This window comes from Brevundimonas huaxiensis, assembly GCF_014218725.1.
Classification (GTDB): domain Bacteria; phylum Pseudomonadota; class Alphaproteobacteria; order Caulobacterales; family Caulobacteraceae; genus Brevundimonas; species Brevundimonas huaxiensis.
Window position 1 is genome coordinate 116,989 of record NZ_JABBJE010000002.1, and the last position, 12,029, is coordinate 129,017.

At 65.9% G+C, this 12,029-nt stretch carries 10 protein-coding genes; 3 read left to right on the forward strand and 7 right to left on the reverse strand.

The features are described from left to right. Window positions 1-76 precede the first annotated feature (76 nt). The 4 genes from phnE to HF680_RS05765 form a co-directional block, all read right to left on the reverse strand. Window positions 77-889, reverse strand: coding sequence for a phosphonate ABC transporter, permease protein PhnE (phnE, locus tag HF680_RS05750; RefSeq protein WP_185224399.1), 813 nt, complete (start codon window positions 887-889; stop codon window positions 77-79). Further along, window positions 886-1,914: a phosphate/phosphite/phosphonate ABC transporter substrate-binding protein gene (gene phnD, locus HF680_RS05755; RefSeq protein ID WP_185224400.1), complete on the reverse strand. Its 1,029-nt coding sequence runs from the start codon at window positions 1,912-1,914 to the stop codon at window positions 886-888. Before phnD ends, phnE begins: the two co-directional genes overlap by 4 nt. Next, on the reverse strand, window positions 1,911-2,720 hold the full coding sequence (gene phnC, locus HF680_RS05760; protein ID WP_017506638.1) for a phosphonate ABC transporter ATP-binding protein: 810 nt from the start codon (window positions 2,718-2,720) through the stop codon (window positions 1,911-1,913). Before phnC ends, phnD begins: the two co-directional genes overlap by 4 nt. Window positions 2,721-2,811: 91 nt before the next feature. Next, window positions 2,812-4,035, reverse strand: a complete 1,224-nt coding sequence (locus tag HF680_RS05765; RefSeq protein ID WP_185224401.1) for a DUF2254 domain-containing protein — start codon at window positions 4,033-4,035, stop codon at window positions 2,812-2,814. 204 nt (window positions 4,036-4,239) lie between these two features. On the opposite strand from HF680_RS05765, the gene HF680_RS05770 reads away from it, so the two are divergent. Further along, complete coding sequence (locus HF680_RS05770; protein ID WP_039245976.1) at window positions 4,240-5,505, forward strand: type III PLP-dependent enzyme; 1,266 nt, start codon at window positions 4,240-4,242, stop codon at window positions 5,503-5,505. Window positions 5,506-5,718: 213 nt separating this feature from the next. Continuing rightward, window positions 5,719-6,771, forward strand: a complete 1,053-nt coding sequence (locus tag HF680_RS05775; RefSeq protein ID WP_185224402.1) for a 1,9-bis(guanidino)-5-aza-nonane synthase — start codon at window positions 5,719-5,721, stop codon at window positions 6,769-6,771. Between the two features lie 314 nt (window positions 6,772-7,085). On the opposite strand, the gene HF680_RS05780 is transcribed toward HF680_RS05775, so the two are convergent. The 3 genes from HF680_RS05780 to HF680_RS05790 are packed head-to-tail and all read right to left on the reverse strand — an operon-like array spanning window position 7,086 to window position 10,570. Next, entirely contained in the window at window positions 7,086-8,213 is a 1,128-nt protein-coding gene (locus HF680_RS05780; RefSeq protein WP_185224403.1) for a CobW family GTP-binding protein, read from the reverse strand. 41 nt (window positions 8,214-8,254) lie between these two features. Beyond that, window positions 8,255-8,479 carry an alkylphosphonate utilization protein gene (locus tag HF680_RS05785; protein ID WP_185224404.1) on the reverse strand — a complete coding sequence of 75 codons (225 nt, stop codon included), beginning with the start codon at window positions 8,477-8,479 and terminating at the stop codon, window positions 8,255-8,257. A gap of 51 nt (window positions 8,480-8,530) precedes the next feature. After that, complete coding sequence (locus tag HF680_RS05790) at window positions 8,531-10,570, reverse strand: NAD(+) synthase (RefSeq protein WP_045809590.1); 2,040 nt, start codon at window positions 10,568-10,570, stop codon at window positions 8,531-8,533. A gap of 523 nt (window positions 10,571-11,093) precedes the next feature. Here HF680_RS05790 and ftsY point away from each other — a divergent pair. Continuing rightward, window positions 11,094-12,029 (forward strand): signal recognition particle-docking protein FtsY, encoded by a 936-nt coding sequence (gene ftsY / locus HF680_RS05795; RefSeq protein ID WP_045809545.1) that lies wholly within the window; start codon window positions 11,094-11,096, stop codon window positions 12,027-12,029.

Genomic DNA, 12,029 nt, shown 5'->3' on the forward strand with positions numbered 1-12,029 from the left:
AGGCTCTCCCTGAGCATCGATTTCGCGATGCTTAGAGCAGAGGATTATGACAGTCCCGCGAAAGGGACCGCCGCCGCTACAGCAGGCGGCGGCGCATCACCTGCGACAGGGTGTCGATCAGGGTCACGGCGACCACGACGACGATCACGATGGCCGAGACGGCGCGGAAATCGAAGGCGTTCATGCTGTCGAACAGCACCTGGCCGATGCCGCCCGCGCCGATCAGACCCAGCACAGTCGCGGACCGGCTGTTGGATTCGAAACGGTACAGGGCGAACGACGTCCACAGCGGCGCAACCTGAGGCAGGACGCCCCAGACGATCTCGTGCAACTTGCCCGCGCCGGTGGCGCGCACGCCCTCGACCGGACCCTTGTCGATCGACTCGACGGCTTCCGAGAACAGCTTGGCCAGAACCCCGGCCGTATTCAGGGTGATGGCCAGGACGCCCGCCAAAGGCCCCAGGCCCACGGCGGTCACGAACAGCAGGCCGATCACCAGATCCGGCACCGAACGCAGCAGGTTCATGATCCAGCGCACGGGCGTCACGACCCAGACGGGCGCGATGTTGCGCGCCGCCGCCAGACCCAGCGGAATGCCCAGGATCACGGCCAGGAAGGTGCCCCACAGGGCGATCTGCACCGTCTCCCACATCTTGGCGACGAACATCTTCCAGTCGCTGAAGTCGGGACGAAGCAGATCGTGGACGAACAGCTGGGTGCTGTCGTTGCCGGCGAACAGGCGCGAGATGTTGCCCAGATCGACAGCGTCGATGCTGTACAGCAGCACGGCGGCGACGCCGCCCCACACCAGGACGTCGGCGACCCAGGCGAGGACGGACTTCTTGGGCGCCGCCGGAATCGCGACGGCAGGAGACGCGACTGCGGTCAAGGCCGGACCTCACGCAGGCTGCGCAGGCGTTGAAGCTCGCGCTCGGCGGCGGCGGCGGCGGCCGTATCGCCCTTGGCGCGGGCCTCGCCCAGTTTCTGGTCGGCGATCATTTCGCGGATCGGGTCCAGATAGCTGTCGTCGGCGGCGGTGAAGCGGGAATATTCCAGGTCCGCCAGAACCTTGCGCTGCCGCTCGGCCTCGGCGCCTTCGCCCTGGCCATAGGTCAGGAAGAAGCTGCGGATCTTTTCCTTCAGCGCCGGATCCAGGTCCTCGCGCACGACGATGCCGCTTTCGGGGATTGGCGGCGAGGTCCAGATTTCCTCGATCTGGCCGGCCAGCTGCGGGTTCTCCTTGCGCATGAAGATGGTGTTCACGCTGTTGGAGGTGGCTACGTCGATCACGCCGGTCGCCACGCCGAAGGCGTTGGCCTGGTGGTTGGCCGAGCGCACGGTCTTGAAGCACTGGCTGGGGACCACGCCGCGCGGATTGAACAGGAAGGTCAGCGGGGCCAGTGTGCCCGACGTCGATTGGGCGTCGCCGATGCCGAAGTTGTACTTCTTGCCGCACGCCATGACCTGATCCAGCGTGATGCCCGACCCTTTCTTGACGATCAGGGTGGACTGATAGCTGTCCAGACCCTCGCGGTTGACGGTGCGGGCGATGACCTCGGCCTTGGCGCGGTCGATGGCCTCGACCTCAGGTTTGGCCGAGAACCAGCCCACCTGGGTGTGGTTGCCGCGCATGGCCTCGACCAGGACGGTGTAGTTTGAGCCGAAATAGGGCTTCACTGGCACGCCGATGGCCTTGGACATGTCGTCCAGCAGCGGCTGCCACAGCGGGCCGGCCGAGGCCTGGCCTTCGGCGGACAGGATCGAGAAGGTGATCTCGCTCGCTGCGCCGCCCGCAGCCTTCTTGTCCTCGCCGCCGCCGCAGGCCGCCAGGCCCAGGATCATGACGGCGGCGCCGGCCGCAGCAAACAGGCGGCCAAAAGCCTTGGGCTTGGGGGAAATGCGCGACAGGCTCATGCCTTGGTCTCCCAGAACGCGTCCTCGAATTCGGGACCGTAGATTTCGATCAGGCGCTTTTGGTCCAGCGCCGTGGACGGGCCGTCATAGACGATCTTGCCGCCTTGCAGGGCGATGACGCGGTCGCAGTAGCGGATGGCGTAGTCGACCTGGTGCAGGGTGACGATCACCCCCATGCCGTCGCGCTTGTTCAGCTCGACCAGCAGTTCCATCACCTTGCGGGCGGACACCGGGTCCAGCGAGGCGACGGGTTCATCGGCCAGAATGGCCTTGGCGCCCTGCACGATGGCGCGGGCGATGGCGCCGCGCTGCTGCTGACCGCCGGACAGGGTGTTGGCGCGCTGGGCGGCGTAGTCGCTGACGCCGACGCGGTGCAGGGCCGCCATGGCCTTGTCCTTGTCCGCCTGCGGCCACAGGCCCAGCAGGCCCTTCCATCCGGGCAGACGCCCCAGCGCGCCCAGCATGACGTTGGAGAACAGGCTCAGGCGACCGACCAGATTGAACTGCTGGAAGATCATGCCCAGCTTGCTGCGCGCCTTGCGCACGGCGCCGGTGACCCGCCCGTCCTTCTGCACAGTCTCGCCGAACACCTGGATGGTGCCGGCGCCGGCGTCGATCGACTGCAGGCCGGTGATGGAGCGGAGCAGGGTGGACTTGCCCGAACCGGACGGACCGATCAGGGCGACCATTTCGCCGGAGGCCACGGAAATCGAGACGCCGTCCAGCGCCTTTCGCGATCCGAAGGTCTTCGACACGTCACGCGCCAGGACTAGCCCAGGGGCGGCGGCGGCTGCGGATGAACTCATGAACTCGCTAGGAGGCTATGGCGAAGGGGCGCCGCAATAAGCTGAAATCACGCTTGGGCAAGTCTTAATCGCACGGGGCGTAGGATTTCGTCTAGTCCGCCCTTACGGTCTCGCCCAGGCCGCAACGCCGCAGAAGCGCCCCGTCCGCCGCGTTCTGGGGCTGCGCCGCCTGTAGCAGCCGGGCGTCCATGGCCAGCGCCGGACCCGCCAGAACCGGATGGACCGACAGCGACGCCAGGGCCTTGCGCAGTCTGATGGCGGCCGTCAGATCGTGGGCCCCATGCCGCAGGACCGGGCCGAAGATGTCGTCCAGCAGCTCGGAGGCGTCCAGCGCCTCGGCCAGAACGCGGTCACACTCCGCCACCTTTTCGGTTCTCTGATCGGCCCACTGATCCAGCAGCCGAACGCCTGATCCGACGACGCACACGACCGTGCCGATGTCGTTGACGGCGCTCGACAGCGCCTTGTCGGCGATCTCGCCCAGGACGATCAGGCCATAGCGCGGATCCTGATCGAACGACCGTTCCCGACCTAGGATGAAGGCGCTGAGCACCGCATCTGGGGCGATCTTGTCGCCGTCCAGACGCGCCAAGGGTTCGCCCCGCATGCGAAAGGCGCCAGGCCGCGCCAGAATCTGGACCCGCGCATCCGCCCGTTCCGCCAGCGTCTGCAGGTGCTGGACATCGACGTTCAGGACGTAGCCGGTCGACGCCGCCGCGACGATCCGGCCTTGCGACAACGTGCCCGACGCAGCGCCCATTCGCGGTCGTTCCGCGTCCGCCTTCAGCGCCTTGGCCGCCTCGGCCTCGACCCGCTCGACGGTATGGCTGAGCCGCGCCAGACTGGTCAGGCGGCTTACCCAGGTCAGAAGACGAAAGGCCACCAACGCCACGACGCCAAGGCTGAAGACGAAGATGATCGCTCGTCCGCCCGGACCATAATACTGGGCGTTGATCGCGGTGACGCCGACGATGGCGTAGAGAAAGGCCCCGACGAAGGTGGACAGGGCCTTTTGCGTGCTTTCGTCGCCGGTGATCAGGGCGGCGGCTCGTGGAGTCGCTGCGCTCGACACGCTTGTGTAGGCGGTGACCATGGCGCCCAGCGAAAAGGTCGCCACCGCCAGAAGGCTGGACGCTAAGATCGTCAGCACCGCCTCCACGGAATCGCCGCCGAACCGTTCGGCCAGAACGTCGGGGGCGAACGGCGCGCCCCACGCCCCGGCCAATGCGGCGATCACGCCAAGAGCGGCATACAGGCTGGCGCGCCACCACAGTTGCCGCGACAGGCGACGAAACAGAAAGATCCAGCGATTCATGACGGTCCCCTCGAAAGCCTAACGCAGCCGTTGGTCGCCAGTTTCCCCGACGCTTCGCACAGCTTCTTGCTGGCCCCGCCATGAAAAAACCTCTTTACATGACAGTCGCGCGTCCCCATATCGCGCTCTCCGGCGGACCCCGTAGGTCCTGTCTGCGCCGCTAACGCCGGTCTGGGTTTAACAATTAGCAGGGGGTTACGTGAATTGCGCACGTATCAGCTTCCCCTGGACCTGGTCCGTGAGCGGTCCCCTGAACGTCCCGTCGCCCTCGTGCGGCCGCGTTCGGTTTCCGTAGCGGCGCGCTGGTTCCAGGATAATCTAAAGGCCGACGTCTTCTACGCTGTGAAGGCCAACCCTTCGCGCTGGGTCGTTGAAACCCTGATCGAGGCCGGCGTTCGCGGCTTCGACGTGGCGTCTATCGCCGAGATCGAGCTGGTTCGCTCGGTCAGCCATGACGTTCGCCTGGCCTTCATGCATCCGGTCAAGAGCCGCTCTGCGATCACCAAGGCCTATTTCGATCACGGCGTGCGCACCTTCTCGCTCGACTGCATCGACGAGCTGAACAAGATCCTCGACGCCACCGGCGGGGCGGACGACCTGAACCTGATCGTGCGCATGGCCGTCTCGGCCGACGGCGCCGCCTATACGCTGTCGGGCAAGTTCGGCGTGTCGTCGGATCAGGCGCCGGCCCTGCTGATGGCGACGCGCCAGGCGGTCAAGGACGGCCTGATGGGCGTTTCCTTCCACGTCGGCAGCCAGTGCATGCGCCCGACCGCCTATCAGGCCGCCATGGCCCAGGTCGGCCGGTCGATCAGCCGTGCGGGCGTGATCGTCGATATCGTCGATGTCGGCGGCGGCTTCCCGTCCGTCTATCCGGGCATGGTCCCGCCGGACATGAGCGAATACGCCGACGCCATCCATCGCGGCTTCAACGAGATGCCGGTGTCGGAAACGACCGAGCTGTGGTGCGAGCCCGGCCGGGCGCTGGTCGCCGAATCCTCGTCGATCCTGGCCCGTGTCGACCTGCGCAAGGGCGACGCCCTTTATTTGAACGACGGCTCCTACGGCTCGCTGTTCGACGCGACCCACTCGCGCTGGCCCTTCCCGACCAAGCTGGTCCGGGACGGCGAAAGCGCGGGCGAGCTGAAGGCGTTTCAGTTCTACGGCCCGACCTGCGATTCCATCGACCATATGCCGGGACCCTTCTGGCTGCCGGCCGATGTGCGCGAAGGCGACTTCATCGAAATCGGCATGCTGGGCGCCTATGGCGTCGCCATGTCGACCGGCTTCAACGGCTATGGCGAACACGACATCGCCGCGGTCGAGGACGCCCCGATGGCCTCGCTGTACGGTCTGGCCCCGCGTTCCATCCCCACCGTGCGCACCACGGCGGAAGAGAACGCCCGTAAGGTCGTGCGCCTGTCACGTCCCAAGGGTAAGGCCGGTCAGCGCAAGTCGCGCCGGAAGTAGCACGCTAGCACCTGCAACCGTCATCCTCGGGCAAGACCCGAGGAGCGGCCCGTCTGCGTCTTCCTTGCGAGGAACGCGCGGCGGAACGTCCGGCCCTCGGATCAAGTCCGAGGGTGACGGCCGATGGTTGGGCGTCTATCGGTCCTGTCGGTCGCTCCGTCCCGGCACGTCTGCTTGTTCGACGGGCGCTCAAATCACAGGGAAACCGCCGAAATGAACGCTCCCGTTCAATCGAACACCAAGGCCCAGCTGCTGCAGAATGTCGTCGAGCACGTCGACATCACCAGCTTCGACGCGCGCCCGATCATCGACTCGATGCGCAAAATGTCCTTCTCGTCGCGCGACACCGCCCGCGCTGCGGATATCTTCTCGATGGCCATCGAGGACAAGGACTGCTCGCCCTGGCTGATCCTGGCCGGTTCGACCTCGGCCGGCGGCTGCATGCACGTTTACCGCGACATGGTGAAGTTGGGCATGGTCGACGCCGTGGTCGCCACCGGCGCCTCGATCGTCGATATGGATTTCTTTGAGGCCCTGGGCTTCAAACACTATCAGGCGGCCGGCGAGGTGGACGACAACGTCCTGCGCGACAACTACATCGACCGAATCTACGACACCTATATCGACGAGGAAGAGCTCCAGGCCTGCGACCACACCATCCTGGAGATCGCCAACCGCCTGGAGCCGCGCGGCTATTCCAGCCGCGAGTTCATCTGGGAAATGGGCAAGTGGCTCAGCGAGGGCAATGCGAAAAAGCCCGGCTCGCTGATCCAGACCGCCTATGAAGAGGGCGTGCCGATCTTCTGCCCGGCCTTCGTCGATAGCTCGGCCGGCTTCGGTCTGGTCAAGCATCAGAAGGAACGCGCCGCCGCCGGTCAGCCCTATCTGATGCTGGACGCCATCGCCGACTTCCGCGAACTGACCGACATCAAGATCGCCGCCGGCGTCACCGGTCTGTTCATGGTCGGCGGCGGCGTGCCCAAGAACTTCGCCCAGGACACGGTCGTCTGCGCCGAAATCCTCGGTGTCGAGGCCGAGATGCACCGCTATGCGGTCCAGATCACCGTCGCCGACGTGCGCGACGGCGCCTGCTCGTCCTCGACGCTGAAAGAGGCCGCCTCCTGGGGCAAGGTCCAGACCACCCACGAACAGATGGTCTTCGCCGAAGCCACCACGGTCGTCCCCCTGATCGGCTCCGACGCCTACCACCGCGGCGCCTGGAAGGCCCGCGACAAGCGCCGCTGGAACAAGCTGTTCGAGAAGTAAGGCCTATTCCAAGTGAGAAAGTGGAGCCTCTGCACCCCTTTCAGTAAATGGAACATTTACAGAACATTTAACCTTTGTCCCGAGGTTCTGTTGGGGGAAGGCTAAAAGAATGTTGCCGGATCGCTTGAATCCTGCCGAATTAGCGGCACGGCAGGCGATTCGTCGTCTGAAGGGTGATCGGATTGACCTGCAAGTCGGTCCGGTCAGCAGTCGGCAAAGGGTCGGCAGAGTATGGGCGGGGCCGCGTTTTCGGACGCGGCCCTTGCCTTGTGTGAATCATCTAAATCTGTAGGTCAACCGTGGTCAGGTTGACGTTAGGCGGCGCAGGCCTCGAAGCCGGCCTTCAGCGCGGCTTCGTCCAGATCGCGGCCGATGAAGACGGCGCGGCTCCAGCGGCGTTCGGCGACGCCCCATTCGCGTTGCAGGTCGCCTTCCAGGATCATGTGCACGGCCTGGAAGACCACGCGGCGGTTCTCGCCCTTGACGTCGATGATGCCCTTGGCGCGCAGGATGTTCTGACCCTGCTCGCCCAGCAGCCGGTCCAGCCAGGCGGTGAATTTCGCCCCGTCCAGCGGCCGATCCAGCGACAGGGAGATGCCCTTGATGTCGTCCTGGTGGGCGTGGCCTCGCGCGCCGTGGGCGTGATCATGCGCGTGGTCGTGGTGATGATGATCGTGCCCATGGTCGTGGTCGTGATGGTCGTGGCCGCAGTGCTCGTCATGCACATGGCCGTCCGCGCCGTGCGGCGGGTTCACGAAGTCCGGCTTGACCTCGAGAATGCGCTCCAGATCGAAGGCGCCCAGACCCAGCACCTGATCCAGCGGCACGTTCGAGCGCTCAGCCCGCACGATGGGCGCCAGCGGGTTCAGCGCCCGCAGACGCGCCTCGACCGCGTTCAGTTCGTCGGCGGTCGCCAGATCGACCTTGTTCAGGATGATCCGGTCGGCGAAGGCCACCTGCTCGCGCGCCTCCTTGGAATCGTCCAGGCGCGCCATCACATGTTTGGCGTCGACCAGGGTCGTGACGCTGTCCAGCTGGGTCTTGGCCTTGACGTCCTCGTCCACGAAGAAGGTCTGGGCCACCGGACCGGGGTCGGCCAGGCCCGTCGTCTCCACGATGATGGCGTCGAAGGCCGGCTTGCCGGGACGCTGGCGCTTCATCAGGCCGGCGACCACGCGGATCAGGTCGCCCCGCACCGTGCAGCAGACGCAGCCGTTGTTCATCTCAAACACATCCTCGTCGGCGCCGACCACTAGGTCGTTGTCGATGCCGATCTCACCGAACTCGTTGACGATGACGGCGTAGCGCTTGCCGTGATCCTCGGTCAGGATTCGGTTCAGCAGCGTCGTCTTGCCCGCACCGAGATAGCCGGTCAGGACAGTGACGGGAATCTTGCTGTTGGCGGAAGCGGTCGAGGTCGGGGCGGCGAGGGTGTCGGTCATAGGCCGCTAGATGGCGGCTGCATCGCGCGAAGGGAAGAGGGTCAGGCCTTCTTCACGAACTCGGTGCGCAGGACCAGGCCGCGCACCTTCTCCACATTGGCCTCGATCTCGTCCGGATCGCCGGTCAGGCGGATGGTCTTGACCAGCGTCCCGCGCTTCAGCGTGACCCCGCCCGATCCCTTGACCTTCAGATTCTTGATCAGGGTCACGCTGTCGCCGTCAGCCAGGAGGTTGCCGTTGGAATCTTTGGTCACGTCGTCGGTCATGGCCAAGCTTCTAGGGCCGCGTCTCCTCCCCATGCAATGGGGAGGAGATGGTCAGTCCGGTTCGTTTGCGTCCAGCTCGTCCAGCCACACCCGCGCATTGCCGTCCGACGGCGCGCGCCAGTCGCCGCGCGGCGACAGCGATCCGCCGGTGACCACCTTGGGCCCGTTCGGCAGGGCCGAGCGCTTGAACTGGGCGGTCTGGAAGAAGCGGATCAGGAACTTCCTCAGCCAGCCCTTGATCGTCGCCAAATCGTATTCGACCTTTTCGTCGTCCGGCGTATTCGCCGGCCATTCACCCGCGCCCGCATCGCTCCAGGCCTGATGCGCCAGGAAGGCGACCTTGGACGGCGTCATCCCGAACCGGCTGATGTAGAACAGGAAGAAGTCGTTCAGCGCATAGGGGCCGACGGTTTCTTCCGTCGACTGGATCACCCCATCCTTGGCCGGCACCAGCTCGGGCGAGATCTCGGTATCCAGAATGGCGTGCAGCGTGTCGCGCGCGCCCGCGCCGATCAGGTCGCCCGCCGCCACCCAGCGGATCAGGTGCCGGATCAACGTCTTCGCCACCCCGCCGTTGACGTTGTAATGGCTCATATGGTCGCCGACGCCATAGGTGGCCCAACCCAGCGCCAGTTCCGACAGGTCCCCGGTCCCCAGCACGAAGGCTTTGTGCTGATTGGCCAGCCGGAACAGATAGTCGGTCCTCAGGCCCGCCTGCACGTTCTCGAAGGTGATGTCGTGCACCGGCTGCCCCTCGGCGTAGGGGTGGCCGATGTCCTTGAACATCTGTTCGGCGGCGGGGCGGATGTCGATCTCGGCGCCCGTGACGCCCAGCGCGGTCATCAGGGCCCAGGCGTTGGACTTGGTCCCGTCTGAGGTCGCGAACCCCGGCATGGTGAAGCCCAGGATATTGGTCCGCGGCAGATCCAGCCGGTCGAAGGCGCGACACGCGACCAGCAGGGCCTGGGTCGAATCCAGCCCGCCGGACACGCCGATCACCAGCGACCTGGCGCCAGTCGCCGTCATGCGGCGCATCAGCCCCTGAACCTGGATATTGAAGGCCTCATAGCAATCCTGATCCAGCCGCCCGGCGTCGTCCGGCACGAAGGGGAACCGGTCCAGCGGCCGGATCAGTTCGCTGGCCTCATGGTCCTCGCGCGCCATGAAGGGCACGACCGTCGCCGCCTCGCCTTCGTTTCTAGCGCATTCGGCGAAGGTGCCGTTGCGCAACCGGTCCAGCCCGATCCGGTCCACGTCCACGTCGGCGATCGTCAGATGGCTCTCCAGGGCGAACCGCTCGCCTTCGGCCAGCTTCGACCCCAGTTCATGGATCGTCGCCTGCCCATCCCAGGCCAGGTCGGTGGTGCTCTCGCCCCAGCCCGAGGCGGCGAAGACATAGGCCGACAGGGTCCGCGCTGAATGGCTGGCGCTCAGCATCGCCCGCTCGTCCGCCTTGCCGATGACGATGTTGGACGCCGACAGGTTCAGCAGGATCCGCGCGCCCGCCAGCGCCGCCCGTGTCGAAGGCGGCAGCGGCGCCCAATAGTCCTCGCAGATCTCAACCGAGAAGACGAAGCCCGGCCGGTTGACCGCCTCGAACAAAAGGCCCGGCGCAAAATCCACCGTCTCGCCGTTCAGCGCGATCACGTCCTCGGCGCGCGCCGTCGCCGGCGCGAACCAGCGTTTCTCATAGTATTCGCGGTAGTTGGGCAGATAGGTCTTGGGCACGACCCCCAGCACCTCGCCCGCCCCGATAACCACGGCGCAGTTATATAGGGCGTCGCCGTTGCGGATCGGCGCCCCGACCACCGCCACGACGTCCGCCTCGGCCGTCGCCTCCGCGACCACGGCGATCTGCCGCTCGACCTCGTCCAGCAGCGCCGCCTGCATATGCAGATCGTCGATCGCATAGGCCGACAGCGACAGCTCGGGAAAGACCATCAGGTCCACGCCCTGCTCGCCCGCCTGACGGATCAGCGCGACGTGATCTTGCCCGTTCGCCTTGGGGTCGCCCACATGGCTGACCGGTGTCGCCGCCGCCACGCGCACGAAGCCGTGGGTCTTGGGAGAATGGAACAGAGCATCAGCCATCGGATCGTCCGCATCACCCGGCCCGCGCCGGTCGTCAGCCTTCATATAGGCGCGAATGATGAAGGGACGGAAACGACTTCATGCCTGTACTCTTTCGTCATCCTCCGACGCGCAGCGACCGGGGGGGGGGGGCAGCGGCGCGCGAGAGCGCGAACCTGTCGTGCACGCCAGGCTTCAAACATTCGCCCAGCCGACGCATCGCCTTCGGCGCTGCTGGGTCCCACGGTCTGCGCCGTCACCGGCTTGCTGGAGGATGACGAAAGCGAAATGACGGCAGCCATCCTAACCGGCGGCTCCAAAACTCGCGCTTTCAACGGCTTGCCGGTTTCTCGCGACCTTCCGCCATCGTCGATTTTGCGGGGGTGTATACTCCTCGCTTTCGCACGCACGCTGACAGGGAGGCCTCGATTTCAGACCAATTAGACGAATTAGACGGTGTTTTTGTCGCCGACCGTCCGAAACGTCGCGGACGACCTTCGCGAATGCGGATGACGTTGGCCTTCGCCCCCGCTAAAGCCACTGCATGAACGACACGCCGAAAAAGGGCTGGTTCCAGCGCCTGTCCGCTGGGCTCTCGCGCTCCTCCAGACAGATGACCGATCAGGTCGTCGCCACCTTCGTCAAGGAACCGCTGTCCGAGGCCTCGCTGGAGCAGCTGGAGGAGCATTTGCTGGAGAGCGATCTCGGCCCGGCCGCCTCGGCCCGGATCGTCGAACGCTTTCGCGCGCTGAAGTTTGGCAAGGACGCGCCCGAGCGCGAGGTCAAGGAGGCGCTGGCCGAGGCGGTCGCCGCCGAACTGTCGCCGCGCCAGGCGACCTTCGACCCTCTGTCCGGCCCCAAACCCTATGTCGTTCTGTTCGTCGGGGTGAACGGATCGGGCAAGACCACGACGCTCGGTAAGATCGCCGCCGATCTGACGGGCAAGGGCGCCAAGGTGATGATCGTGGCCGGCGACACCTTCCGCGCCGCCGCCCGCGAACAGCTTAAGGTCTGGGCCGAGCGCTCGGGCGCCGACTTCGAGAGCCGTCGCGACGGCGCCGATGCCGCGGGCCTGGCCTTCGACGCCTATACCAAGGCGCGGGCCGAAGGCTATGACGTCGTCCTGATCGACACCGCCGGCCGGCTTCAGAACAAGTCCGCCCTGATGGACGAACTGCTCAAGATCGTCCGCGTGCTGAAGAAGGTCGATCCCGAGGCGCCGCACGACACGCTGCTGGTGCTGGACGCCACCGTCGGCCGCAACGCCCTGGCCCAGGAACAGATCTTCGGCCGCACCGCCTTCGTGACCGGCGTAGTCATGACCAAGCTGGACGGCACGGCGCGCGGCGGCGTGCTGGTGCCGGTGGCCCAGGCGTCGGACGCCCCCCTGATGCTGATCGGCGTCGGCGAAGGGGTCGAGGATTTGCAACCGTTCGACGCCCGCGCCTTCTCCCGCTCACTGGTGGGACTGGAAGACTGA

Bases quoted from the DNA above. Each gene is read 5' to 3' on its own strand.
- phnD (WP_185224400.1), bottom strand. From the start codon at position 1,914: ATGAGCCTGTCGCGCATTTCCCCCAAGCCCAAGGCTTTTGGCCGCCTG.
- phnC (WP_017506638.1), bottom strand. From the start codon at position 2,720: ATGAGTTCATCCGCAGCCGCCGCCGCCCCTGGGCTAGTCCTGGCGCGT.
- HF680_RS05765 (WP_185224401.1), bottom strand. From the start codon at position 4,035: ATGAATCGCTGGATCTTTCTGTTTCGTCGCCTGTCGCGGCAACTGTGG.
- HF680_RS05775 (WP_185224402.1), top strand. From the start codon at position 5,719: ATGAACGCTCCCGTTCAATCGAACACCAAGGCCCAGCTGCTGCAGAAT.
- HF680_RS05780 (WP_185224403.1), bottom strand. From the start codon at position 8,213: ATGACCGACACCCTCGCCGCCCCGACCTCGACCGCTTCCGCCAACAGC.
- HF680_RS05785 (WP_185224404.1), bottom strand. From the start codon at position 8,479: ATGACCGACGACGTGACCAAAGATTCCAACGGCAACCTCCTGGCTGAC.
- HF680_RS05790 (WP_045809590.1), bottom strand. From the start codon at position 10,570: ATGGCTGATGCTCTGTTCCATTCTCCCAAGACCCACGGCTTCGTGCGC.
- ftsY (WP_045809545.1), top strand. From the start codon at position 11,094: ATGAACGACACGCCGAAAAAGGGCTGGTTCCAGCGCCTGTCCGCTGGG.